At 70.0% G+C, this 25,215-nt stretch carries 22 protein-coding genes; 12 read left to right on the forward strand and 10 right to left on the reverse strand.

The features are described 5' to 3' along the window. Positions 1–11: 11 nt before the first annotated feature. Together ACIY1X_RS02720 and ACIY1X_RS02725 are read right to left on the reverse strand one after the other, a co-directional pair. Positions 12–344, reverse strand: a complete 333-nt coding sequence (locus tag ACIY1X_RS02720; protein WP_399677818.1) for a hypothetical protein — start codon at positions 342–344, stop codon at positions 12–14. A gap of 27 nt (positions 345–371) precedes the next feature. Next, on the reverse strand, positions 372–1,721 hold the full coding sequence (locus tag ACIY1X_RS02725; RefSeq protein WP_038208221.1) for a bacterial transcriptional activator domain-containing protein: 1,350 nt from the start codon (positions 1,719–1,721) through the stop codon (positions 372–374). Positions 1,722–1,969: 248 nt separating this feature from the next. On the opposite strand from ACIY1X_RS02725, the gene ACIY1X_RS02730 reads away from it, so the two are divergent. Next, positions 1,970–2,746 (forward strand): SGNH/GDSL hydrolase family protein, encoded by a 777-nt coding sequence (locus tag ACIY1X_RS02730; protein ID WP_399677820.1) that lies wholly within the window; start codon positions 1,970–1,972, stop codon positions 2,744–2,746. Positions 2,747–2,752: 6 nt separating this feature from the next. On the opposite strand, the gene ACIY1X_RS02735 is transcribed toward ACIY1X_RS02730, so the two are convergent. Further along, the gene (locus ACIY1X_RS02735) at positions 2,753–3,619 is read right to left on the reverse strand and encodes an amidohydrolase family protein (RefSeq protein WP_038208219.1); all 867 of its coding nucleotides are present in this window, start codon (positions 3,617–3,619) and stop codon (positions 2,753–2,755) included. Positions 3,620–3,722: 103 nt separating this feature from the next. Between ACIY1X_RS02735 and ACIY1X_RS02740 the strand changes: the two genes are divergently transcribed. The 7 genes from ACIY1X_RS02740 to ACIY1X_RS02770 all read left to right on the forward strand — a co-directional run bounded on the left by ACIY1X_RS02740 (position 3,723) and on the right by ACIY1X_RS02770 (position 12,327). Next, a complete protein-coding gene (locus tag ACIY1X_RS02740) occupies positions 3,723–4,499 on the forward strand; it encodes a crotonase/enoyl-CoA hydratase family protein (RefSeq protein WP_038208216.1) in 777 nt (258 codons plus the stop codon). 35 nt (positions 4,500–4,534) lie between these two features. Further along, entirely contained in the window at positions 4,535–6,409 is a 1,875-nt protein-coding gene (locus tag ACIY1X_RS02745; RefSeq protein WP_038208212.1) for a feruloyl-CoA synthase, read from the forward strand. Between the two features lie 16 nt (positions 6,410–6,425). Beyond that, a complete protein-coding gene (locus tag ACIY1X_RS02750) occupies positions 6,426–7,190 on the forward strand; it encodes an SDR family NAD(P)-dependent oxidoreductase (RefSeq protein ID WP_038208210.1) in 765 nt (254 codons plus the stop codon). 29 nt (positions 7,191–7,219) lie between these two features. Beyond that, complete coding sequence (locus ACIY1X_RS02755; protein ID WP_038208209.1) at positions 7,220–8,212, forward strand: Bug family tripartite tricarboxylate transporter substrate binding protein; 993 nt, start codon at positions 7,220–7,222, stop codon at positions 8,210–8,212. A gap of 14 nt (positions 8,213–8,226) precedes the next feature. Continuing rightward, complete coding sequence (locus tag ACIY1X_RS02760; protein WP_399677855.1) at positions 8,227–9,930, forward strand: tannase/feruloyl esterase family alpha/beta hydrolase; 1,704 nt, start codon at positions 8,227–8,229, stop codon at positions 9,928–9,930. A gap of 20 nt (positions 9,931–9,950) precedes the next feature. Beyond that, positions 9,951–11,726, forward strand: coding sequence for an acyl-CoA dehydrogenase family protein (locus ACIY1X_RS02765; protein WP_399677822.1), 1,776 nt, complete (start codon positions 9,951–9,953; stop codon positions 11,724–11,726). Between the two features lie 112 nt (positions 11,727–11,838). Continuing rightward, entirely contained in the window at positions 11,839–12,327 is a 489-nt protein-coding gene (locus ACIY1X_RS02770) for a MarR family winged helix-turn-helix transcriptional regulator (protein ID WP_399677824.1), read from the forward strand. On the opposite strand, the gene ACIY1X_RS02775 is transcribed toward ACIY1X_RS02770, so the two are convergent. The 3 genes from ACIY1X_RS02775 to ACIY1X_RS02785 form a co-directional block, all read right to left on the reverse strand. After that, positions 12,328–13,098 (reverse strand): SDR family NAD(P)-dependent oxidoreductase, encoded by a 771-nt coding sequence (locus ACIY1X_RS02775; protein ID WP_399677826.1) that lies wholly within the window; start codon positions 13,096–13,098, stop codon positions 12,328–12,330. A 44-nt stretch (positions 13,099–13,142) separates the two neighbouring features. Next, positions 13,143–13,907, reverse strand: coding sequence for a sulfite exporter TauE/SafE family protein (locus tag ACIY1X_RS02780; protein ID WP_399677827.1), 765 nt, complete (start codon positions 13,905–13,907; stop codon positions 13,143–13,145). 247 nt (positions 13,908–14,154) lie between these two features. After that, complete coding sequence (locus ACIY1X_RS02785) at positions 14,155–14,769, reverse strand: hypothetical protein (RefSeq protein WP_399677829.1); 615 nt, start codon at positions 14,767–14,769, stop codon at positions 14,155–14,157. A gap of 197 nt (positions 14,770–14,966) precedes the next feature. On the opposite strand from ACIY1X_RS02785, the gene ACIY1X_RS02790 reads away from it, so the two are divergent. Together ACIY1X_RS02790 and ACIY1X_RS02795 are read left to right on the forward strand one after the other, a co-directional pair. Continuing rightward, a complete protein-coding gene (locus ACIY1X_RS02790; protein ID WP_399677830.1) occupies positions 14,967–15,932 on the forward strand; it encodes a serine/threonine protein kinase in 966 nt (321 codons plus the stop codon). Between the two features lie 13 nt (positions 15,933–15,945). Then, positions 15,946–17,097, forward strand: coding sequence for a hypothetical protein (locus ACIY1X_RS02795; protein WP_399677831.1), 1,152 nt, complete (start codon positions 15,946–15,948; stop codon positions 17,095–17,097). On the opposite strand, the gene ACIY1X_RS02800 is transcribed toward ACIY1X_RS02795, so the two are convergent. The 3 genes from ACIY1X_RS02800 to dctP all read right to left on the reverse strand — a co-directional run bounded on the left by ACIY1X_RS02800 (position 17,083) and on the right by dctP (position 22,285). Next, positions 17,083–17,682, reverse strand: a complete 600-nt coding sequence (locus tag ACIY1X_RS02800) for a hypothetical protein (RefSeq protein WP_399677833.1) — start codon at positions 17,680–17,682, stop codon at positions 17,083–17,085. The genes ACIY1X_RS02795 and ACIY1X_RS02800 overlap by 15 nt on opposite strands. Before the next feature lie 563 nt (positions 17,683–18,245). Further along, entirely contained in the window at positions 18,246–21,224 is a 2,979-nt protein-coding gene (locus tag ACIY1X_RS02805) for an EAL domain-containing protein (protein ID WP_399677835.1), read from the reverse strand. After that, a complete protein-coding gene (dctP, locus tag ACIY1X_RS02810; RefSeq protein ID WP_399677836.1) occupies positions 21,221–22,285 on the reverse strand; it encodes a TRAP transporter substrate-binding protein DctP in 1,065 nt (354 codons plus the stop codon). Before dctP ends, ACIY1X_RS02805 begins: the two co-directional genes overlap by 4 nt. 156 nt (positions 22,286–22,441) lie before the next feature. Between dctP and ACIY1X_RS02815 the strand changes: the two genes are divergently transcribed. Both ACIY1X_RS02815 and ACIY1X_RS02820 read left to right on the forward strand, forming a co-directional pair. Then, the gene (locus ACIY1X_RS02815) at positions 22,442–23,941 is read left to right on the forward strand and encodes a diguanylate cyclase domain-containing protein (RefSeq protein ID WP_051953850.1); all 1,500 of its coding nucleotides are present in this window, start codon (positions 22,442–22,444) and stop codon (positions 23,939–23,941) included. A gap of 105 nt (positions 23,942–24,046) precedes the next feature. Then, the gene (locus ACIY1X_RS02820; RefSeq protein WP_399677838.1) at positions 24,047–24,655 is read left to right on the forward strand and encodes a hypothetical protein; all 609 of its coding nucleotides are present in this window, start codon (positions 24,047–24,049) and stop codon (positions 24,653–24,655) included. Between the two features lie 15 nt (positions 24,656–24,670). Here the strand turns inward: ACIY1X_RS02820 and ACIY1X_RS02825 are convergent, their stop codons facing one another. Beyond that, positions 24,671–25,162, reverse strand: a complete 492-nt coding sequence (locus tag ACIY1X_RS02825; RefSeq protein ID WP_399677839.1) for a cyclic nucleotide-binding domain-containing protein — start codon at positions 25,160–25,162, stop codon at positions 24,671–24,673. Between the last annotated feature and the right edge of the window lie 53 nt (positions 25,163–25,215).

The following is a 25,215-nucleotide window of genomic DNA, read 5'->3' on the forward strand; positions in this document are numbered from 1 at the left end:
ATGGACCGAACCTAGACGTGCCCCAGATCGTCCAGGCGCCGCAGTTCCTCCGCCGACGCTTCGGATGCCTGAAGGATGTTTCGCAGTATCTGCGCCGTGATCGGCCGACCGGCTTCGCTCACCAGCGGTTGATGCCCCTCTTCCTCCAGGGCGAGCAGAAGCCCTCTTGCTTGCGCAAAGAGATCTTCCACCCGGCTGCCGAAGATCTCTTGATCGAACAGCGGCTCACCGCCTGCGAGACGGTCGCGCACGTCGGCGATGCCCAGCTTCGTGATGGAGCGGATGCGACCGATCAACGAGGCAGTCGGCTGGCACGGCCGGATCGAGATGGTCACGCGGCTCATGATCGTTCCGAGGTTGCCGCGGAGGCCTCAAGCCTGTGCCGGCGCCGCCCCTGCCTGCCCCTCATCCACCACCTCCCGCAGCATCCACCGCACCTCCCGCGCCGCCTCGCTCTCGGGATATTTGCGCTCCAGCTGCTGCAGGATCGGCAGCGCCATCTTCGGCTTGCCCAGGCCCTGCACCAGCGCACGCGCCGCGAGTTCGTAGACCTGGGGGATCAGCGGGTCGCCGCGGAAGCGCTTGTCGAAGCCGTTGAGCAGGCGCAGCGCCTCCTTCGCGTCGCCGCCCTGCCAGGCATGGCGGGCCAGCGCGAAGGTGCTGGCGCTGCCCTCGGGCATGAAGGCCTCGTCCTTGCCGCGGCAGGCCTGGTAGACGCGCAGCGCCTCCGACACCTGCGATTGCTGCACCAACTGCTCGATGAAGCGGCGGCCGTGGTCCAGCAGCGTGGGCGTCTTGTCGTCCGCGAGCAGCAGCACGCGGTGGTAGCGGCGCTGCGCCGGCAGCGAGTAGGGGTCGATGCGCTGCGCCTCGTAAGCCAGCGCCAGCGCGGCGGGCACGTCGCCGGCAGCGACAAGACCGGCCACCTCCTTGTCGGCGGCGCGCTGGGCCTGCTGCTCGGGCGTGAGCTGCGGGCGGCCCTCGTCGGCCTCGCCGCCGGGCAGCAGGTCGATGCCGAAGGCGCGGTGGTGCTGATAGATCACGTAGCCCAGCAGCGCGAACATCACCCAGCTGAAGTAGATGACGACGAAGCTCAGCAGCGGGATGGCGATGGTGCGGCCGATCTTGGTGACGACGAACACGGCGCCGAAGCCCATGCCGCCATTGAGCAAATACAGGAAGAAGAACAGCAGCAGGTAGGGCCAGCCGACCACTGTCATGGTGTCCCACAGGCGTGCCGGGTTGAGGGCTGCCATGCCGCTGCCGGTGAGCAGGATCACCATCACCGTGGCCGGCATCACCAGCGAGACGACGCCGGTGGCCAGCAGGCCCATCCCCTCGCCGAACAGGCGCTGCACCAGCCCGGCGGCGAAGCCCTGCGCCAGCAGCACGAGGAACAGCTTCCACGGCAGCGCGGTGACGTCCTCCTCCATCCGGTGCGGATAGTCGGCAGCGCGGAAGATGCCGCGCGCGCCCAGCGCCATCACCTTGAAGCCGTAGCGGCTGACGGCCAGCAGCAGCCCCAGCACCACCACCACGATGGCCAGCGGCAGCCCGATGACCGCGCCGAGCGGCAGGACCAGCAGGCTGGACGCCGCCAGCGCCAGCGCATACAGCAGCGGCGTGCCCTGCAGCGGAAGGCCGAAGAAGGTGTTGAGCCGATGCCAGAAGGGGGCCGGGGCGGGCAGGCTGTCCTCGTCGTCGAGAGCCGGATTGGGCATGGGTGCTCCGTGCATGGGGCTCGTTCCCCCTGTTGATCTGGCGGAGTATATGTGTCATTTTGTTTCCTGAATCGGCGGCGGCGCGCTTCCGGCCGTCGCGGCGACGCGGCGCTGTCAGGAACGCCCGTTAAGATTTTTGGCCTCGCTCCGCGCTGCGCTGTCAACCGGCCGGCTGGCTCGAGGGTTGCATGGCCTTGGCTCTTCCCCGTATCTGTCGTACCGACCACGTGATGCCGTTTCGCCTTCCCATGTCCGCTGCGCGCCGGCTGGCGCCGTCCCTGCTGGTCTGCGCCGCCGCGCTGTGGGGCGCAGCAGCCGCCTTCGCCGAGCAGCCGGCGCCCGATCCGGGCCTCTCGCCCGCCTACCTGGCCGCGCAGCTGCGCTGGAAGAGTTCGCTGGACGCCTTCGCCGCGGCCGACCGGACGCGGATGCCCGAGAGCGGCGGCGTGCTGTTCTTCGGCAGCTCCAGCATCCGCATGTGGAGCCGCCTGGCGCAGGATTTCAGCGAGCTGCCGGTGGTCATCAACCGCGGCTTCGGCGGTTCCACCATGGCCGAATGCAGCGTGCTCGCGCGCGACCTGGTGGTGCGCTACCGCCCGCGCCACGTGCTGGTGTACGCCGGCGACAACGACCTGATGCTGGGCCGCACGCCGATCCAGGTGCTGGAGGCCTTCGCGCAGTTCGCCCACACCGTGCGCGAGGCCCTGCCCGACACGCGCATCAGCTACATCTCGATCAAGCCCAGCCCCTCGCGCGAGCGGCTGCTGCCGCAGATCCGCGAGGCCAACCACATCATCGCGGCCTACGTGCGCACGCAGGCGGATGCGGACTTCATCGACATCTACACGCCGATGATGGGCGAGGACGGCCGCCCGCGCGCGGAGCTGTTCCTGCCCGACCGCCTGCACATGAACCAGGCCGGCTACCGGCTGTGGCACGACGCCATCACCGCCCACCTGCAGGCCGATGAAGACGACGATCCGCCGGCGGTGACCACCACCACCGCCGACGCCGTGCCGCGCTGAGCGCGCTCAGCCGCCCAGGCCGAGCAGCCGGACGGCGTTGTCCTTCAGGATGCCCGGCATCACCTCGGGCTTGAAGCCGGCCTCCTGGAAGTCCTTCATCCAGCGGTCGGGCGAGATCAGCGGCCAGTCGCTGCCGAACAGCACGCGGTCCTTCAGCAGCGTGTTGGCGTACTGCACCAGTTGCTTCGGGAAGTACTTGGGGCTCCAGCCCGAGAGGTCGATCCACACGTTGGGCTTGTGCGTGGCCACCGACAGCGCCTCGTCCTGCCACGGGAAGCTCGGGTGCGCCATGACGATCTGCATGTCGGGGAAGTCGATCGCCACGTCGTCCAGGTGCATCGGGTTGCTGTATTCCAGCCGCAGGCCGCCGCCGCAGCGCATGCCCGAGCCGATGCCGCTGTGGCCGGTGTGGAACACCGCCGGCAGCCTGTGCTCGGCGATCACCTCGTAGATCGGCCAGGCCATGCGGTCGTAGGGGTGGTAGCCCTGCACGGTGGGGTGGAACTTGAAGCCGCGCACGCCGTGCTCCTCGATCAGCCGCCGTGCCTCGCGCGCGCCCATCTTCCCCTTGTGCGGGTCGATGCTGCCGAAGGCGATCAGCACGTCGGGGTTCTTCTGCGCCGCCTCGGCGATCTCCTCGTTGGGAATGCGGCGGCGGCCCAGGTTGGACTCGCTGTCCACGCCGAACATCACCATGCCGATCTTCCGCTCCCGGTAGTAGTCGATGCTCTCCTGGATGGTCGGGCGGCGGCCGGACTTGAAGTACTTGTCGGCCGCGCGGTCGTACTCCTCGCCATAGTTGTCGAAGGGGTTCCAGCAGCTCACCTCGGCATGGGTGTGCGTGTCGATGGCGATGAGGTTGGCGATGTCCATGGACTGTCTCCGGGCTAGGGTAAATACCGATCCAATCAGGCGCGGCGGTGCTTGAGTTGGTTATTTTTCATAACCATAATCGATTCCAGCAAGGACTGCAATCATGACGCCGAACCCCGACCTCCGCCTCGACATCCAGGACGACATCGCCATCGTCCGCCTGACCCGTCCGGCCAAGCGCAATGCGCTCAACGACGGGCTGATCCTCGCGCTGCGCGACACCTTCCAGAACCTGCCCGGCACGGTGCGCGCGGCGGTGCTCGACGGCGAGGGCCCGCACTTCTGCGCCGGGCTCGACCTCTCGGAAATCAGCGAGCGCAACGCCAGCCAGGGCGTGCAGCACTCGCGCATGTGGCACCAGGCGCTGGATTGCATCCAGGGCGGTCCGGTGCCGGTGATCGCGGCGCTGCATGGCGCGGTGGTCGGCGGCGGGCTGGAGCTGGCCAGCGCCAGCCACATCCGCGTGGCCGACGAGAGCACCTTCTATGCGCTGCCCGAGGGCTCGCGCGGCATCTTCGTCGGCGGCGGCGGCTCGGTGCGCATCCCCAGGCTGATCGGCGTGGCGCGCATGACCGACATGATGATGACCGGCCGCGTCTACAACGCCGAGGAAGGCGAGCGCGCCGGCTTCGCGCAGTACCTGGTGCCCGAGGGCACGGCCTTCGACAAGGCGCTGGAGCTGGCGCGCCGCGTCGCCACCAACGCACCGCTGACCAACTACGCCCTGATGCACGCGCTGCCGCGCATCGCCGAGCAGCCGGCCGACCATGGCTTCTTCACCGAGGCGCTGATGTCCGGCATCGTGCAGGACGCGCCGGACGCCAAGGAGCGCGTGCGCGCCTTCCTCGAAGGCCGCGCCGCCAAGGTCGCCAAGGGCTGAGGCCCGGCCCCCTTTTTCAATCGACGGAGATCGACATGACGGAGACGACACGGGCGGCTGCGCCGGCCTACCGCCCCCTGGCCTTCGGCGTCACGCGCGGCGTGCTGCGCGAGGGCGGCGACGGCGTGCAGTACCTCGCGGCCGAGCGGCCCCTGGGGCCCTACGCGCACCGCATGACCGACCGCCTGGTGTACTGGGCGGCCGTGGCGCCGGAGCGCACCTTCATCGCCCGCCGCGCGCGCAACGCCGACGGCAGCACCGGCGACTGGATCCGCGTCACCTACCGCGAGGCGCTGGCGAAGGCGCGCGCCATCGGCCAGGCGCTGCTCGACCGCGGCCTGTCCGAAGAGCGCCCCGTCGCCATCCTGAGCGAGAACGGCATCGAGCACGCGCTGCTGGCGCTGGGCTGCCTGTACGCGGGCATCCCGCACTGCCCCGTCTCGCCGCCCTACTCGCTGGTGAGCAAGGACTACGAAAAGCTGCGCCACGTGCTGGGCACGCTGACGCCGGGCCTGGTGTTCGCGGCCGACACGCGCTATGCCCCCGCCATCGCCGCCACCGTGCCGCAGGACGTGGAGGTGGTGCTGGCCGGCGGCACGCTGGAGGGCCGCCGCACCACGCCGCTCGCCGAGCTGCTGGCCGCCGAGCCCACCGCTGCGGTGGACACGGCCATGCACGCCACACACCCGGGCACCATCACCAAGTTCCTCTTCACCTCGGGCTCGACCAAGAACCCCAAGGCGGTGATCAACACGCACCGCATGTGGTGCGCCAACCAGGCGCAACTGCGCGCCTCGATCCCCGCGCTGGGCGACGAGCCGCCGGTGCTGGTCGACTGGCTGCCGTGGAACCACACCTTCGGCGGCAACCACAACGTGGGCATCGTGCTGGACAACGGCGGCACGCTCTACATCGACGACGGCAAGCCCACGCCTGCCGGCATCGCCGAGACGCTGCGCAACCTGCGCGAGATCGCGCCCACCGTGTACTTCAACGTGCCCACCGGCTTCGAGTACATCGCCAACGCGATGGAAGAGGACGCGGTGCTGCGCAAGCGCCTGCTGTCGCGCTGCCGCATGTTCTTCTACGCCGGCGCCGCGCTGCCGCAGGCGGTGTGGGACCAGCTCCACCGCATCCAGGAGGCCGAGATCGGCGAGCGCCTGGTGATGGGCACCGGCCTGGGCATGACCGAATCGGGCCCCTTCGGCCTGTACATCACCCGCCCGCAGGTGCAGACCGGCGACCTCGGCCTGCCCACGCCGGGCATGGAAGTGAAGCTGGTGCCGACCGACGGCAAGGTCGAGATCCGCTACCGCGGCCCCAACGTCACGCCCGGCTACTGGCGCATGCCCGAGGCGACGCACGACGCCTTCGACGAGGAAGGCTTCTTCAAGACCGGCGACGCCGTGGCCTGGATCGACCCGGACAACATCCACCTGGGCCTGCGCTTCGACGGCCGCATCGCGGAAGACTTCAAGCTCGCCACCGGCACCTTCGTCAGCGTGGGGCCGCTGCGCGCCAAGGTGATCGCCTTCGGCGCGCCCTACATCCAGGACGTGGTGCTCACCGGCCTGAACATGAAGGAAGTGGGCGCGCTGATCTTCCCGACGCAGGCGGTGCGCGAACTGGCCGGCCTGCCGCCAGGCGCGCCGATGCAGCAGGTGCTGGAGAGCGAGGCGGTGCAGCAGCACTTCCAGAAAGTCGTCGACCGGCTGGCCGGCGACGCCACCGGCAGCGCCAACCGCATCGCCCGCGCCGCGCTGATGGCCGAGCCGCCCTCCATCGACAAGGGCGAGGTGACGGACAAGGGCTCCATCAACCAGCGCGCCGTGCTCAAGCACCGCGACGCCGCCGTGCAGGCGCTGCACGCCGACGCGCTGCCCTTCACCCTCAAGCCGCAATGGCAATGACGCAAAGGAGCGAGACATGAAGATCGAAGGACAGAGCGCGCTCGTCACCGGCGGCGCATCCGGCCTGGGCGAGGCCACCGCCCGCGAGCTGGCCCGGCTGGGCGCCAGGGTCGCCGTGCTGGACCGCAACGCCGAACTCGCAGCGAAGGTGGCGGCCGAGATCGGCGGCGCAGCCTTCGCCTGCGACATCACCGACACCGCCAGCGTCGAGGCCGCGCTGGCCGGCGCCGAGGCGGCGCACGGCCCGGCGCGCATCCTGATGAACGTGGCCGGCATCGGCAGCGCCAAGCGCATCGTCGGCAAGGACGGCAGCCCGGCGCCGCTGGAAGACTTCGCGCGCGTCGTCAACGTCAACCTGATCGGCACCTACAACATCAGCCGCCTGTTCGCCGCGCGCTGCGCGAAGCTCGATGCGCTGGACGGCGGCGAGCGCGGCGTGATGATGTTCACCGCCTCGGTCGCGGCCTTCGACGGGCAGGTCGGCCAGCAGGCGTACAGCGCCAGCAAGGGCGGCCTGGTGGGCATGACGCTGCCGATGGCGCGCGACCTGGCGCAGCACGGCATCCGCGTGTGCACCGTGGCGCCCGGCATCTTCGCCACGCCGCTGCTGCTGGAGCTGCCCGAGCCCGTGCAGCAGTCGCTGGCCGCCTCGATCCCCTTCCCGCCGCGCCTGGGCAAGCCCTCGGAGTTCGCCGAGCTGGCCTGCCACATCGTCACCAACGGCCACCTCAACGGCGAGGTGATCCGCCTGGACGGCGCGCTGCGCATGTCGCCCCGATAACCCGCCCCCGCCACCAAAGGAGACAGACCATGCAAGACCGTCGCCACTTCCTCCTCCACGCCCTCGGCGGTGCCGCCGCGCTGGGCGCGCTCGCACCGCTTTCCGCGCTGGCCCAGGCGCTGGACCAGGTGAAGATCATGTACGGCTTCCCGGCCGGCAGCGCGGGCGACAGCGTCGCCCGCCGCGTCGCCGAGAAGATCGGCGGCACGCCCTACAGCAAGAACCCCGGCTATGTGGAGAACCGGCCCGGCGCCGGCGGCCGCATCGCGGTCGAGGCGCTGAAGAACTCGCCGCCCGACGGCTCGGTGCTCACGCTGGCGCCGGTGTCGGCCCTCTCGGTCTACCCGTACATCTACCCCAAGCTCAGCTACAAGCCGGAGGACGTGACGCAGGTGTCCATCGGCGCCATCATGTTCCACGGCCTGGCCGTGGGCCCGGCCGTGCCGGCCGAGGTGAAGACGCTCAAGGACTTCCTGGCCTGGGCCAAGGCCAACCCGGACCAGGCCAGCTACGGCTCGCCCGGCGCCGGCTCCATGCCGCACCTGCTGGGCGCGCTGCTCGGCCTGCGCTCGGGCGTGGCGCTCAAGCACGTGCCCTACCGCGGCACGGTGCCCAGCATCACCGACCTGGTGGGCGGCCAGATCGCCGCGGCGATGAACCCCAGCGGCGACTACCTGCAGTACATGAAGAGCGGCCGCGTGCGCGTGCTGGCCACCTCGGGCAAGCAGCGCTCGCCCTACCTGCCCGACGTTCCCACCTTCACCGAGCTGGGCTACCCGGACGTGACCTCGGAGGAATGGTTCGGCTTCTTCGCCCCCGCGAAGACGCCTGCCGCCACCATCGCCGCGGCCAACGCCGCCATCACCGCCGCGCTGAAGGACAAGTCGGTCGTCGACTCGCTGGCGCTGGTGGGCCTGGTGGCGCACGGCAGCACGCCGCAGGCGATGGCGGCCGACCAGAAGGCCGAGTACGAGCGCTGGGGCCCGCTGGTCAAGCAGATCGGGTTCACCGCGGAATCCTGAGCGCCATGCGGGGCATGCGCCTGACCGTGGCGGCCGGCAGTGCCGCCCTGCTCCTGGCCGCCTGCGGCAGCCGGCCGGATGCAGATGCCAGCCTGCCGCGCCTGGCCGCCGCGCGGCCGGGCGCGCTGCACCAGTGCGCGACGCTGGCGCAAGGCGCCCTGCCCGCCGGCACGGTGCTCACGCGCGCCGAGCCGGTGGCGGCCGGCACCGTCACGGTGGGCAACAGCCCGGTCGCGGTGCCGGCCCACTGCCTGGTGCAGGGCCGGCTGAACGAACGCACCAGCCCGGTGGACGGCCAGCGCTATGCCATCGGCTTCGAGCTGCGGCTGCCTGACGCCTGGAACGGACGCTTCCTGCACCAGGTCAACGGCGGCCTGGACGGCGCGGTGGTGCCCGCCATGGGCACGATCGGCGGCGGCGCGCCGACCCACACGGCCCTGCAGCAGGGCTTCGCCGTGGTCAGTTCCGACGCCGGCCACAGCGGCGCGCAGAACCCGCGCTTCGGCCTCGATCCGCAGGCGCGGCGGGACTACGGCTACGACGCCGTCACCCAGCTCACGCCGGTGGCCAAGCAGCTCGTCGCCGCCGCCTACGGTCGCGGGCCCGACCGCTCCTACATCGCCGGCTGCTCCAACGGCGGCCGCCACGCCATGGTGGCCGCCGCGCGCCTGCCCGGCGAATACGACGGCGTGCTGGCCGGCAACCCGGGCTTCAACCTGCCCAGGGCCGCCGTCGCGCAGCTGTGGGGGGCGCAGCAGTACGCACGGATCGCCACCGGCCGCACCGCCGCCGGCCAGCCCGACCTGCAGACCGCCTTCACGCCGGACGAGCTGACCTTCGTCGCCGGCCGCATCCGCGCCCGCTGCGACGCGCTGGACGGCCTGGCCGACGGCATCGTGGGCGACGTGCAGGCCTGCCAGGCGCGCTTCGACGTCGCGCGCGACGTGCCGGCCTGCGCCGGCGAGCGCACCGGCCGGTGCCTCACGCCGGCGCAGAAGGACACGCTCGCGCGCGTCTTCGCCGGCGCCCGCGACAGCCGAGGCAAGGCCCTGTACAGCGCCTTCCCGTTCGATCCCGGCCTGGCCGGCCAGGACTGGCGCAACTGGAAGCTCGCCTCGCCGGGCACGCGCGACGCCGCCGCGGTGGCCTTCATCTTCAGCACGCCGCCGCTGGCCGACCGGCCGCAGGGCCTGCCCTTCGCGCTGGGCTTCGACATGGACCGCGACGCGCCGCGCATCGCCGCCCGCGACGCCACCTACCGCGAATCGGCGCTGGACTTCATGCTGCCGCCGGCCGGCGACCTGGCCGCGCTGCGCGGCCGCGGCGCGAAGATGGTCGTCTACCACGGCACTGCCGACGGCGTGTTCTCGCCCAGCGACACGGCGCGCTGGTACGGCGAGCTGGACTCCGCCCACGGCGGCCGGGCCGCGGCCTTCGCGCGCTACTTCCCCGTGCCGGCCATGAATCACTGCCGCGGCGGCCCGTCCACCGACCAGTTCGACCTGCTGGCGCCGCTGGTGGCCTGGGTCGAGCAGGGCCGGGCGCCCGATGCCGTGGAAGCCCGCGCCCGCGGCGCCGGCACGCCGCAGCCCAACCCCGAGGTGCCGGCGGACTGGTCGCCGCAGCGCAGCCGCCCGCTGTGCGCCTGGCCGCGCGTGGCCCGCTACGTCGGCGGCGATCCCGAGCAGGCGGCCAGCTTCGCCTGCCGCGCTTCCTGAACCCCTTCTCCGCTCGCACCATGGACTACCGCCCCCTCCCCGACGACACCCTGTTCCTGCTGCGCGACGTGCTGGCCGCGCCGGCGGCGCTGCAGGCGCTGGCGCCCTTCGGCGAGGTCGATGCGGAACTCGCACAGCAGGTGCTGGAAGAAGCCGGCAGGTTCGTCGGCGAGGTGGTCGCGCCGCTGAACCGCGAGGGCGACGAGACCGGCTGCCGCCGCGAGGCAGACGGCAGCGTGCACACGCCGCCGGGCTTCCGCGAGGCGTACCGCGCCTTCGTGGACGGCGGCTGGCCTGCTCTCTCGGCCCACCCCGACGACGGCGGCCAGGGGCTGCCGGCCGTGCTGGAAGCGGTGCTGTACGAATGGCTCAGCGGCGCCAACCACGGCTTCACCATGGCGCCGGGCCTGCTGCACGGCGCCTACGAGTGCCTGAAGCACCACGGCAGCGACGCGCTCAAGGCGCGCTACCTCGGCCGGATCGCCACCGGCGAATGGCTCGCCACCATGTGCCTGACCGAGGCCCACGCCGGCAGCGACCTGGGGCTGGTGCGCACGCGCGCCGAGCCGCAGGCCGACGGCTCGCTGCGCATCGCCGGCACCAAGATCTTCATCTCCGGCGGCGAGCACGACCTGACGGACAACATCGTCCACCTGGTGCTGTGCCGCCTGCCCGACGGCCCGCCCGGCCCCAAGGGCCTGTCGCTCGCGCTGGTGCCCAAGGTGCTGGAGGACGGCAGCCGCAACGCGGTGCACTGCGAGCGCATCGAGGAAAAGATGGGCCTGCACGGCAGCCCCACCTGCGTGATGCGCTTCGACGAGGCCACCGGCTGGCTGGTGGGCGAGCCCGGCCGCGGGCTGGCCGCCATGTTCGTCATGATGAACAGCGCGCGCCTGCACGTGGCGCTGCAGGGCATCGGCCTGCTAGACGCCGCCTTGCAGAAAGCCACGGCCTATGCCGCCGAACGCAGGCAGATGAAAGCGCCCCCAGCCGCCGGCGATGCCGGCGGCGCCCCCCGAGGGGGACTCGGCAGCTTGGGGCGGCCCGGCGCTGCCTCGGCGCCCGGCGTGCCCGGCAGCGAGCCGAGCCTGATCGAGGACCACCCCGCCGTCGCCCGCATCCTCGACACCCAGCGCGCCTGGGCCGATGGCGCGCGCCTGATCGCCTACCGCACCGGCGTGCAGCTCGACGTGGCCCGCCACGCCGTCGACGCCCGCGCGCGCGAGGCGGCGCAGCAGTGGTGCAGCTACGTCACGCCGGTGCTCAAGGCCGCCTGCACGCAGCAGGGCTTCGACGGCGCCAGCGCCTGCCTGCAGGTCTTCGGCGGCCACGGCTACGTGCGGGAGTGGGGCATCGAGCAGGTGCTGCGCGACGCGCGCGTGACCATGATCTACGAGGGCACCAACGAGATCCAGGCGATCGACCTCTTGGTGCGCAAGGTTCTGCCCGACGCCGGCGCCGGCTTCGCCGCCACGCTGCTGGCGCTGCGCGACGAACTGGACGCCTCGCGCGAGGCCGATGCCGACGCCCAGCGCCGCCTGGCGCAGCTGCGCTACCTGACGACGAACGTCGCCATGGCCGCCCAGGCCAGGCCGCGCCTGCCCTACGAAGTGGCCGACGACTACCTGCGCCTGGCGATGCTGGCCATGATGGCCTGGGCCTGGGCGCGCATCGAGGCCACGCCCGGCGCCGACGCCGCGCGCTGGGCGCGCCCGGCCGCCGCCTTCCGCCGCTGGGTGCTGCCGGAGTTCGAGCTGCGCGCCGGCATCGTCAAGAAGGCCTGCGAGGCGGCATGAGCATTGCGTGCCAGTGCCGTAGCGCGAAGGTATTCCGGTGAGCCCGTCCGACGCCCCCACCCCCAGGGAAGCCCTGCGTGCGCGGCGGCCGGGCTACGGTAGCCTGCGCGCCATGGCATCGACATCGACGACAAGAAAAACAGCGCCCGGCACCCCCCGCTCCGCCAACACCCCCGATCCGCTGGACAGCGGCCTGCTCGAAAGCCTGGTCGGCTACAACACGCGGCGCGCCTACCTGGTCATCAGCGCCGTGTTCGCCGAACGCATGGCCGACTACGGCCTCAAGCCGGTGGACTTCTCCGTGCTCTCGCTGCTGGCACACAACCCGGGCGCCACCTCGCGCCAGTTGTGCGCCAAGCTCGACATCCTGCCGCCCAACTTCGTCAACATCGTGGCCGGCATGGACAAGCGCGGCCTGATCGAGCGGCGCCCCCACCCGTACGACGGGCGCGCCGTCGGCCTGCACCTCACACAGGCCGGCGAGGACCTGGTGCGCGAGGCCGAAAAAGCCGTCGTCCAGCTCGAACAGGACGCCAGCGCCAAGCTCACCGCACGCGAGCGCGAGACGCTGATCCGCCTGCTGCAGAAAATCTATCTTTGATCAGCCCTGGCGCACGTCGGCCACCGGCTGATCGCCGAAGTCCGGCCGCTCCAGCCACGCCAGCACCTTGCGCGCAGCCGACTCGGGCGAATCGAGCATCCCCTCGCTCTTGAGCTTCTCGAAGCGCCCGCGGTCCGGGAACAACGCCGCGTCGGCGCTGCGCAGTTGCACCTGCATGTCGGTGTCGATCACGCCCGGCGCCAGCGAGACGATGCGCGCGCCGCCCGACTCCAGCGCCACCGCGCGCGAGAAGTGGTCCATGCCCGCCTTGGCCGCGCAGTACGGCGCCTGGCTGCCCATCGCGTTGCGGCCCAGCCCGGAAGAGATGTTGAGCACCTGCCGGCGCCCCGCCCAGCCGGCCGTCGCGTGCAGGAAAGCGGCCGTCAGCAGCAGCGGCGCCTCCAGCCCCACGCGCAGCGCCTGCGACAGCGCCGGCAGCGCGGCCTGCGCCAGCGGCGCCGGATCGCCCACGGTGCCGGCGTTGTTGATCAGCGTGGCGGCGCCAAAGGCCGCGCCGTCCAGCCCGGCCAGCCCGGCCAGCCACTGCCCGAGCTGCTGCGCCGCGGGCACCGGGTCGGCCAGATCCAGCGACCACTGCACCACCTGGCTGCCGGCGCGCGCGGCCTCGGCCTCCAGCGCCGCGTCAGTGCGCCGCGAAATGCACAGTAGTTGCACGCCGCTGCCGCGCGCGAGCAGCTGCGAGGCCATGGCGCGGCCCATGCCGCGCGAGGCGCCGGTGAGGATGAACAGGGAGGCGGCGGCAGAGGCCATGAGGAGTCTCCAGAAAGGATGAACGGAAAAAAGAAAGAAGGCCGTCAGGCGAGGAAGCCGTCCCACACCAGCTTCAGGCCGGTGAGCAGCATGCCAGCGTAGACGCAGCGGTAGAACCAGACGGGATCGATGCGGCGCGCGACGCGCACGCCGGCCCACACACCCAGCGGCGCCAGCGGCATCAGCACCAGCGAGGTCGCCAGGTTGCGGGCGTCCAGCAGGCCCAGCCAGGCGTAAGGCACCCACTTGCTCAGGTTCACGATGAAGAACAGGTAGGCCATGGTGGCCGTGAACACCACCGGCGACAGCTTGAGCGGGATGACGTACGCGTTCAGCGGCGGCCCGCCCGCGTGCGCGATGAAGCTGGTGAAGCCGGAGGTCGCCGTCAGCAGCGCGCCCGCCGCGCGCGAGGGCGGCTTGGCACCGGGGCGCGGCGGAAAGAGCAGGCGCTGCGCCAGGAACAGCAGCGTGAACACCCCCACGATGCCGGCCACCACGCCCGAAGGCATCGCGCGGAACAGCAGCGTGCCCACCACCGTGCCCACCAGCGCCCAGGGCACCAGGAAGGCCAGCAGCGAGCGGTCGAAGTCGCGCCGGTAGGCGGCGATACCCAGCACGTCCATCACGAACAGCAGCGGCATCATGATCGCCGCCGCCTGCGGCACCGGCACCGCCAGCGCCATCAGCGGCACCGCCAGCGAGCCGAAGCCGGCGCCGAAGCCGCTCTTGCTGATGCCCAGCAGCAGCACGGCCGGGACGGCGACGGCGTAGAAGAATGGGTCGTGGAGGACGGGGAGGGAGGCGAACAAGGCGGGGGCGGGTCGGGCGGGCGGACCGGCGATTCTCGCTAGGGCGGGGAAAGCGTGCAGAGGCGGGGCACGGAGCATCATTGATCAGGCTGAAGGACGCACCGAAACTGGTCTCCGTTTGAATGACCTCATGCGACTTGTTCAGACCAATGTCTGCGTGGCAGCGATCACCGTCACTCAGTAGTCATCGCTGAGCGACCGCTATCGTTCCCGTCGCGACCGGTGCCACCTACTTGAGGATGGCGGGTCAATCTGGGACCAAGACGTACACGGGCATGTAGCTGCCGCCTCCGCCGAAAAACCCAACGCCAGGTATCACTCGGTGAGGATGCCGGACATCTCGGATCGCCCGCATTGCATCACGCCAAATCAGCACCGATGCTGCTGCTACAGAGTCACCAACGTCCTCGAGCGCCCAGGACGGCAGTTGGCATCCGTCGAGGGGCTCCAGCCCCATGTCTGGCCTTGAAAGGTGGACCTTGAAAAGTACGTCTTGATGCGGAAGTCGCGCGAGGGGAAACCAGTAGGTTTTGAAGGTGCGCCCGAGTTCGAAGAGGTCACTGACTGCTGGGAAGGCTGCGACGCAAGGTAAACCGTGCACGGCAGCCCGGTCCGCGAACTCGAACAGCTCTTGGTTTATTTTCCCAAGCATGTTCTGTCCATCGAGAACCTTGGGCCGTCGAGCGAATACAACCAACACCCGGAACCGATGGCTGGCATGCCGCTCCTGCGCAACGCTGTTTCCCTCGCGCGTGGCCCAGAAGTACATCGGCACTGCGGCGCCGAATCTCTGCCGCAGGTACGAGAGGAGTGGCGGCAGGATGGCGTACTCCGCCGTCCGTTCGGTGAAGATGCTCGACATGAGTTCAGGTGGGCAAAAGGGGGTATCGGTGCTGCGCACGAGCGCCACCACTCGGACTGGATTGTTCGGTTCGGCGTCCCGGCTAGAGTGGGCTTTCTAAGTCGCCCCAAGCCAATTCTGTTATCTTTGGTTACACAAGTCTATGATGCTGTCCTCGGTGTTCTGAGGCTGATTCAACTGAGCCAAGGAGGCTCGCCGTGCCAAGAGATTCGCTACAGCTTCGCGACGATCTGGTCGCCTGCCTGCCGAGCCTTGTGATCGACAGGCCGCTCGCTGAGTCGGGGCAGCGCGTGGTGTATTTGGCGCACTTCGTTGACGCCAATATTCCGGCAGACGTCTTGCCTCCAGATGGGTCTGATCCGGACCAGAGGCCGTTTCTCCACGGCTGGGAAGCATGGGGCCGAATCGTCGTGAAGGTGGTGTCCGGGGCGGACAACACCACCCTGGCCAGACTTCAAGCTGAAACCGCCATCCTCGAGGAAGTCAGACCGGCCAACTTCCCGAAGCTGCTGTTCTGCAACCTGTTCACTGAAAATCCGGTAACAGATGAGCGTCTCGGCGAGCGGTTGTACGTCTCAGTCGAGGAGTTCGTCGACTCGACGCCGCTTTGCGACTTGACGGACAGGTACAAGGGTGATGAGAGGGGCATCGCGACGCTTGCGCTGGGCATCTCCAACGCGCTACTGCCATTGTGGGTCCATCACCGCAGATTCGTGCATCGCGACATTAAGCCTGCGAACTTGCTGATCCGGCCCTCGGGTGAAGTAGTGGTCATTGACCTTGGGATCGTGCGAGAGACCGGCGCGCCCGGAGTCACGCATGACGGTCCTGGTCCTGGCCCGTTCACCCCAGGGTATGGCGCGCCCGAGCAGATGGCCAACGAGAAGGAGGCAGTGACCTTCAAGACGGACTTTTTCTCTATCGGAGTGGTCATGTACCGACTCATGGCCGGCGTAGAACCGTTCGCCTCAAGGCCGGGCATGCAGATTCACGAAATCATGATTGCTGCGGCCGGGCACGAACCCCCGCCGTTGGAGAATGTTGCAGGGGCGTCACCGGTGTTCTCTAACTTCGTGACCAAAGCAATGAAAAAGGTGCCGTGGCAGCGGCAGCGCACTCCAGTGCTGTTCATCGAAGAACTGCAGGAAATACTGGCGAATTAAAGAAGGAGCAAAAATGGCGCTGGGACTACTTCATCAGGTAGGGCACAACAGCAACTGGAATGTCGAATCGTTCCAGACGGACGGGTGTGGCGACGGCCTTATCCTGAGCCCACTGCACCAAGCGAAGACCACTGTGGAAAAGCTGCCGTTTGCGACTCGCGCGGCGTCGATCTTCGATCCTCAGTTCTATCTGCCCAGCTCACGCAAGCCAAAGCTGCTGACGTATCCCTTCTTCCCGGAGCAGGTCGATGGCGGATTTCAGACTGCTACTTTTGTGGCGCACGCCTCTGAGGTTGCCAAAGCCTGCATCGACTTTCAGATCGCTCAGGGATTTAGAAAGGTCGTCGTGCCCACCAGGTATATCAACCAGATGTACCCCTCATACTTCGACCAGCAGCGGATGTTCACCATCGATGCTTTCTTGGAGCACGCTGGCGATCATCCTCTGTGTCTGTCTGTAGCCCTCACGGCACCCATGATCCAAGACGCAGACTGGCGCCGACGCGTCCTGAACTGGATTACCTCGTTCCCGAATGTCGACGAGGTCTATGTGATGTACGAGCACGATCGCAACACAAAACAGATTCAAGATGCGCAGTTCCTCACCGACTGCATGGCATTCTGCTCCGATGTATTGAACACCGGTCTGGGTCTGGTCTTGGGCTACACCAATACTGAGGGGCTCCTCTACTCCGCAGCCGGTGACCTCACCATCACCATGGGCGCGTTCGAGAACACCCGCATCTTCTCGGTGGATAAATTTCTAGAATCTGAAGGGGAGCGGCGAGGCCCTAAGGCACGCATCTACCTTGCTGGATTGCTCAACTGGGTGCAGTTCGAGGACGCCAAGCGAATCCGCGACCGGACGCCGCGCGTGTGGCAACAGATCTATCGGCCGACGCCCTGGGCGGACGAGGCATTGGCTCGCTTGGTCGAGCCGACCTTCAATCAGCCACCGCTGTACAAGCACTACTTCCGCAACATGCAGGACCACGTCGACGAGCTTTTCCCTCTGTCGCTCGCAGAGCGTCGAGCATTGCTCATTCGCAAGGTGGATGCCGCGTTGGCGGCGTACCGAGAAATCGACAGCATGGGCGTTGCTCTCGAGAAGCATGGGCAAGCTAGTCACCTGCAAGAATGGCGACGGGTGCTATCTGGCGCCTGAAACGATCTTGCGGGCAAGGGCACGGGACGACAGCACAGCCTGTGCCTGCCATCGCTTGGCGAGGCTCATAGGACCTTGCGTTGCAGCGGCGTGGTGAATGAACAGGCCTCGCCCGCGCTCGACGGAAGCGAGGCCAACGCCGGCGGTTCGAAAACGGTCCAACTGAGCAATGGCCGGCCGAGCGAAGGCGTGGTCCAGTACGACCCAGGACTCATCTGCGAACTGTAGATTCCTGTAGGCTTGGCCCAGCACGCGCTGCCAGTCACTTATCTTGGCCTCGACTGCGATGAGCCGCTCGAACGGAGGCGTTCGAAGGCCCGAGATAGACAACGAATTCCTTGACTGCACTACGACGCCGGCTGCTGAAAGCTGCGCTAGAACTCTCTGCGCGGCGCCTTCGGAAGTGCCAAGAAAGGCTGCGAGCTCGGCGCGGCTCTTGATGGAGTCTCCTACGCCTTGTCTGAGGAGAACGGCAATACGGGGTGAAACCATCGCGGCAGCCTGCAGTGCTTTGGTACTGCGCGGTGAGCGTTTGGCTAGAACAAGGTCAGCGACGCCCACGCCGGCGTCCACCTCGAGTTCCACTCGATATTCTTGACGCCTTGCGCGAGCTACGCAGGCGATGATGGCCTTTACTAGGGCTGCTTCCGATTTAAATCCAGCGCTTTTCACGTCTGTGTGCTCGTTCTCTTATGTTGGTGGGCGAAGCCTCGTGGCGTCAGTTGACAACATGCACTATCGGCTGGTCCCGCCAATGCATGCGTCGTGCTGGCTAACGTTGACGTCAAAACTCGTCCTAGCGCAGTGGCTGACGGCTGAACCATGGCTCGTCGGAGAAGCAGTCCGCCTAGGCGGCATAGTCGCAACAACGCATTTTGGAACAGGGCAGGCGAGACGCTGGCGGGTTGCAGGGCAAGAGGGCCTCGGTTCGTGATTCGGCCCAGCCCACAGAGGTGGTAGTTCGCGCCACCACGCCGCTTGCGCCGTCGTCAAACGGCCGGCTGCGAAAGTGAAGCAGTAGGTCAAGAGTGGGGATTGACAATGACCGGTTATCGCGGCCGCGGACACTTAGGAGTTGACGCGCGAATGGCTGAGATCAGTCTGAAGTCGTCGCTTGTCTGAACTAGCGACACGCTCCGCGCCGCCTCTCACCCCAGATCCGGCGCCAACTCCACATCCAACTGCCCCTCCAGCTCCTCGAAGGTCAGCGGCCGGCCGAAGAAGAAGCCCTGGTACATGCGGCAGCCGTGGCGCACCAGGAAGTCGAGCTGCTCGCGCGTTTCCACGCCCTCGGCGACGATCTCCAGGTCGAGGTTGGCGGCCATGCCGATCAAGGTCTGCACGATCAGCTCGATCTTGGCGTTGTTGCCGATGCCGCCGACGAAGAACTTGTCGATCTTGATCTGCGCCAGCGGCAGTTGCGCCATGTACGACAGCGACGAGTAGCCGGTGCCGAAGTCGTCCATCGCGAAGCGGATGCCGATGGCGGCCAGCGACTTCATCTTGGCGACGGTCTCGGCCAGTTGCTCGTGCAGCAGGCTCTCGGTCAGCTCCAGCTTCAGGCGCGAGGGGTCGGCGCCGGTGCGGATCAGCACCTCGCGCACCTGCTCGGCGAAGTCGTCGCGGCGGAACTGGCGCGCGCTGACGTTGACGGCCAGCGTCAGGTGCCGGCGGCGCGGGTGGTGGCTCCACTCGTCGAGCTGGCGGCAGGCCTGCTCCAGCGCCCACAGGCCGATGGGCACGATCAGGCCGGTCTCCTCGGCCACGTCGATGAAGGCGGCCGGCAGCAACTGGCCGCGCTCCGGGTGGTTCCAGCGGATCAGCACCTCGGCGCCGATGATCTGGCCCTCGGCCGTCACCTGTCGCTGGTAGTGCAGCGTGAACTGCCGGCGCGACTTCAGCGCTGCGTGCAGCTCGCTTTCCAGCGCGGCGCGGGCGGCCACGCTGGCCTGCATGTCGGGCTCGAAGAAGCGCAGCACGCCGCCGCCGGCCTTCTTGGCGTGCACCATCGCGATGTCGGCCTGCTTGAGCAGGTCTTCCAGCGAGACGGCATGCGCGCCGAAGAGCGCGGCGCCGATGCTGGCGGTGCCGTGGTAGAGCAGGCCGGGCAGCTGCACCGGCCGGCCCAGCTCGGCCAGCACGGCGTCGCCGAAGGCCTGCACCTGCAGCGCGGCGGCATCCGGCCGCGTGCCGACGGCGCCAAGCATCACGATGAACTCGTCGCCGCCCAGGCGCGCCACGGTGTCGCCCTCGCCCAGCAGCTGGGTCAGGCGCTCGGCGGTGTGCTTGAGCAGCAGGTCGCCCACCGAGCGCCCCTGCGCGTCGTTGAGGGTCTTGAAGTTGTCCAGGTCCAGGAACAGCAGCGCGCCCAGGCGCTGGTGGCGCTGGTTGCCGTCCAGCGCCGACTGCAGGCGGTGCAGCAGCAGGCGGCGGTTGGGCAGGCCGGTGAGGTTGTCGTAGAAGGCCAGGTGCTCGATCTGGCGCGCGGCGGCCATGCGCTCGGTGATGTCGCGCAGGATGACGATGAAGCGCGCCTCGCGGCCCTCGCCGGCGCTCTTGCGCGAGGCAGACACCTCGAACCAGGCGGTGCCCTGCAGCGCGCGGTGCTCGAACTGCCGGCCGGTCGACACGCCGCCGAGGTAGGCGTCGCGCACCGCCGCCATGATCTGCGCGCCGGGCTCGCCGGGCAGCAGTTCGGCCACGGTGCGGCCCACCGGCGCGTCGAGCTCCAGCGAGGTGCTGCGCGCGGCGTGGAAGCGCAGGCACAGGCCGTCCAGGTCGAGTTCGAGCAGGGCGTCGGGCAGCGCGTCCAGCGTGGCCTGCAACTGGGCGCGGCTCTCGATGATGTCGGCCATCTGCAGGCGCTTCTCGGTGGTGTCGCGGTACACGCACACCAGGCCGCCGGCGGGCGTGCTGCTGCGCACGATCACCAGCACGCGGCCGTCGGGCAGGTGCAGTTCCTGCTCGCCGGGCACCAGCGGCGGCGGTGGCTCCTGCGCAGCGGCCTGCAGGGCCAGTTCCTGCTCGATGGGGGCGAAGGGCGCGCCGGAGGCGATGGCCGGCTCGGCCCGCGGGAACAGCTCGACGAAGCGGCGGTTCCAGTTGAGCACGCGGCCCTGGGCGTCCAGCAGCACGAAGCCGTCGGACATGGATTCCAGCGCCTGGTCGAGCATGGCCTTGGAGTGGCGCAGGTGCTCGCGCTGGCGCCACTGTCCGCGCCAGTGCCGCCACGAGAGCCAGCCCACGCCCAGGATCGTCAGGATGAAGGTGGCCGCCGCGCCGCGCGCCAGGCGGCGCTGGCGCGCCCAGTCGGCCAGCACCACGTCCATCGGCAGGCTGCCGGCCACCACCAGGCCGTCCTGCAGCGTGGCGCGCGCCGCCACGATGGCCGGCACGCCGGACAGCCGGGCCGGCAAGCGCCGCAGCAGCCCGCCGTCGCCGCCGGGCTGCAGCGGCCGGCCGAGCGCGCGGGCGGTCCGCATGCCCAGCGGCGCGCTGGCCAGCAGCGTGCCGTTGTCGCGCTCCAGCGTGGTCTCGAGCCCGCGGATGTCCACGCCCTGGTTGATGATGCGCAGGAGCGAGGCGGCCTGCACCTCGGCCACGGCGACGGCGCGGCCCTGCTCGCCCAGGCGCAGCGGCCGCCCGAGGTACAGCACCTGCTGCGACGTCACGGGGCTGACCACGGGCGCGCTGACCACCAGCCCCGCCACCGGCTGCGCCAGCGCGCGCGCGAGGAAGCCGTCGGGCAGTTGCAGCGCCTGCTCGGCGCCGCTGCGGCCCGATGCGGCGAGCACGTGGCCCTCGGGCGAGACCAGGGCGGCGTACTGCACCAGCAGGTCGCTGCGCGTCACGCCGCGCAGCAGGGCGTCCGCCTGCGCCGGCGCGCCCGGGCCCTGGCGCAGGGCGGCGCCGGCCTCGGCCAGCCGCAGGTCGATGTCCAGCAGGATCTGGTTGAGCGCCGCCGACGCGCCCTGGGTGAAGCGCGCCAGCTGGTTCTCGGCGGCCTGCTCGGCGGCCTGCCTGGACTGCAGCACGAAGAAGCGCGTGGCCGCCGCCACGGCCAGCACGAAGAGCAGCACGGCGCCGAAGATGGCGGCCGCGGCGTAGAACTGGCCGCGCCGGTTCATGGCCGGCCTCCCGCGCGCAGGCCGACGAGGGGCGCCAGCGTCTGGTTCCACAGCTCGGCGCAGGCGCTGCCGCAGCGGCGCATCCAGCCCGGCAGCACCGCGTTGGCGAGGATGTCGCGGCGCAGGCGCTCGTCGGCCACGCCGGGTGCCTGGGCCTGCATGCGCCCGCGGCGCGCCGGCTCGCAGGTGCTGGCGCCGATGTTGCAGGCCACGCCGGCCAGCGCGTCGCTGTCCGACTCGGCCCAGTTGCGGGCCTCCAGCCGCGGCATGTGCTCCAGCAGCAGCGCCTGCAGCTCGGGCGGGAAGGCGGCCCACGCGTCCTCGTTGACGGCGAACAGGGTCAGGCCCCAGTTGAGCGGCTGGGTGAACAGCGTGCCGGTGACGCGGTGCAGGCCCACGGCGTTGCCCGCCATCGCGCCGGTGATGGCGCAGTCGATGCCATCGGATTCCATCATGCCCATCATCGCGTTGAACTCGGTGAACACCGGCTCGGCGCCCAGCGCGCGCACGAAGTCGGCCTGCGAGTAGCCCGACACGCGCACGCGCCGGCCCTTGATCTCGGCCAGCGCCTGCATCGGCTGCCGGCAGAAGAAGACCTGCGCCGGATAGACGTACACCGCCAGCAGGCGGGCGTTGAAGCGCTCGCGCAGCAGGCGCTCCGTCGCCGGACGGAAGGCCTGCACCATGCGGCGCAGCGAGGCCAGGTCGCCGCTCAGGCCCGCCATGTCGGGGATGGCCAGCTCGGGCCACTCGCCGGCCACGTGGGCGAGCGTCACGGTGCCCAGGGGCACCACGCCCACCGAGATCAGGTCCAGCATCTTCTGGCCCGGCACGCCGGCGCGGTCGAAGGGCATCAGGCTGGCGCGGAAGCGCCCCTGGCTCAGGCGGGGCAGCTCCTCAGTCCAGAAGCGGGCCTCGTGCTGCGCGTAGCGGCCGGTGCCGCCGACCACGCGCAGGTGCCACGCGCCGTCGGCGGCGGCCGAGGCGCAGGCGCACGCGGCCAGCAGCGTGCAGACGGGCAGAAGGCGGCGCGCGAGCCAGCGGCGCAGGGGCGCGGTCATGCTTGAAAAAAGAGGCAGGAGGACCAACGGCCGGCGCCGTGGCGGATGGCTCCGGATTGTGCCGGCAAGTGGCACGCGCGGCCGATGAGAGAAAAGTACTCGCCTGCGCCGGCGGGCCCCGCTGATAGCATCACAAGGCCCGCGCCCCCCTTTCCCATGCCCGCTCCGACCCCGCCGATGCTTGCCCCCAACGACGACCAGTCGATGTTCGATCTCGCCCCGGTCTCGCTCTGGCTGGAGGACTTCGGCGGCCTGAAGCGCCTGTTCGACGGCTGGCGCGCGCAGGGCGTGCAGGACCTGCGCGCCTACCTGGCGCAGGACCCGTCGCGGCTGACGGCCTGCACCGCGGCGCTGAAGGTGATCAAGGTCAACCAGGCCACGCTGCAGCTCTTCGGCGCCGCCAGCCTCGACGAGCTGGTGGACCGCATGGGCGACGTGTTCCGCGACGACGCCGGCGAGCACATGCTGCACGAGCTGGAGCAGTTGTGGGGCGGCGCGCTGCACTTCGAGGACCGCACCGTCAACTACACGCTGGACGGCCGCCGCCTGGAGGTCGACGTGCGGGTGCGCGTGCTGCCCGGCCACGAGCAGACGTGGGGGCGTGTGCTGGTCTCGCTGGACGACGTCACCGAGCAGTCGCGCACCGCTGCCGCGCTGGCGCGCAGCGAGCGCTATGCGCGCGGCCTGTTCGAGCGCTCGCCGGTGTCGCTGTGGGTGGAGGACTTCAGCGGCATCCGCCGGCTGCTGGAAGAAGTGCGCGTGCAGGGCATCCGCGACTTCGGCACCTTCCTGAAGGTGCACCCCGAGTTCATCAGCCGCTGCATGCAGGAGATCCGCGTGCTCGACGTGAACGAGGAGACGCTGCGCATGTTCGGCGCCTCCTCCAAGGACGAGCTGCTGCGCCGCCTGCCCGACATCTTCCAGGGCGAGATGCATGACTCCTTCGCCGAGCAGTTGCGCGACCTGTGGGACGGCCGCACCACGCAGCAGCGCGAGGTGGTGAACCACTCGCTCTCGGGCGAGGCGATCCACATCCACATGCAGCTCGCGGTGCTGCCCGAGCACATGCAGCGCTGGGACCTGGTGCTCGTCTCGCTGGTGGACATCACGGCGCGCAAGCGGGCCGAGGCGTACCTGGAATACCTGGGCACGCACGACGTGCTCACGCAGCTGCGCAACCGCACCTGGTACACCGAGGAGATCAAGCGCCTGGCGCGCAAGGGGCCGTGGCCGGTGGCGGTGATGGCGATCGACATGAACGGCCTCAAGCGCGTCAACGACGAGGTCAGCCACGCCGCCGGCGACGCGCTGCTGCGCCGCGCCGGCGAGGTGCTGGGCAAGTGCGTGGACGCGCCGGCCAGCGTGGCGCGCATCGGCGGCGACGAGTTCGCCATCCTGCTGCCCGGCGGCGACGAGCGCGCGGTGCAGGCGGTGCGCGACCGCCTGGCCTCGCTGGTGGAGGTGAACAACCAGTTCTACGCCGGCACCAGCGGCCACGCGCTGAGCTTCGCCATCGGCGCCGCGCTGTGCAGCCCCGGCGAGAGCCTGGAGGCCGCGCTGCTGCGGGCCGACCGCGCCATGTACTCCGACAAGGCGCAGCACTACGGAACGGGCATCGCCCTGCCGCCTGCCGCCGCGGCCGGCGAAGAGCGCTGAAGCGCGCCGCCGGCCCCGCCCGGCGCGTTGCCTACACTGCGTTCCTCGCCTTTCTTCCCGCCCTCCCCGTCCCCTCACCGCCGCCGTGCCGGCGCGCGGCCCGCCATGGAAATCCTCCTCGTCCTGATCGTCCTCGCCGCCGGCCTGTACGTGCTCAAGCAGCGCGAGCAGCAGCGCCGCATCGCCCTGCTCGGCCGCTACCTCGGCACCTACCAGATCGAGCGGCAGATGGAGCAGCTGCTCGACGGCTACCTGCGCTGGCTGGGCGAGAACGACCCCGAGCGCCGCCGCCAGATCCGCGGCATCCTCAGCGGCGTGGAGCAGTCGCTGGCGCAGCAGTTCGCGCGCTTCGCCGCCGACGTGCAGCGCATGGAGGCGCCGCTGGCCCAGGTGAGCCGGCTGCCGCTGTGGCTGCCCTTCGCCCAGCCGCTGCTGCCGGCGCGGCGGCTGTTCGACGTGCGGCGCGTCTTCGCCGTCCATGCGCGCGGCATCGAGGCGGTGGCCGCCAACGCCGCGCAGCTCGACCCGAAGGCGCAGGCCTACATGATGAGCGCCGAGTTGCTGCTCATGCAGCACACCTGCCACTGGTTCTGCCGCTCGAAGGCGGTGGCCTCGGCCCGGCTGCTGGTGCGCCACCAGACGCCGTACGTGCAGGTGCTCGATTCGGTGTCGCGCGCCACCCGCACCGACTACCTGGCGCTGGTCGGGCGCTGAAGGGCGCCGGGGGCGTCAGCGGGCGGCGTGCAGCGAGAGCACCTGCTCGGACAGCTGCCGCAACTGCGCCGCGAGCGAGCCGGCGCAGCGCAGCGCGACCCGCGGCTCCTCCTCCAGCAGCGCGCGGAAGCAGGCGCCGTCCAGCGTCGCCACCAGGCAGCGGGACAGGGCCACGCCCTCGGCGGGCGGGGCCGCCGCGCCGGGTGCGGCGGCCCACTCGCCGAACAGGTCGCCGCCGCCGATCTCCTGCAGGTCGACCTGCACGCCCTCGGCCGTGCGCAGGCTCAGGCGCATGCGGCCGGCCACCAGCAGGTGCGCGGCGTCGGCGCCCGCCTCACGCAGGTCCAGCGGCTCCCAGGGCGCCAGGCGCTGCCACCGGCAGCGGGCGGCCAGCGCATCGAGCCGCGGCGCGGCCAGGGGCGCCAGCACGGCCACGCGCGCCAGCGCCGCGCCGGAGGGCACGAGGCTGGCGTCGTCGCGGATGGAGAGGGGGGCGGCAGCCGGCATGGCGGGCCATTGTTCGGCGGGCCGGCGGGCACGGCCATCCTCCGGCAGGTGGA

This window comes from Xenophilus sp. (assembly GCF_044462705.1).
In the GTDB taxonomy this organism is placed as follows: Bacteria; Pseudomonadota; Gammaproteobacteria; order Burkholderiales; family Burkholderiaceae_C; genus Xenophilus; species Xenophilus azovorans.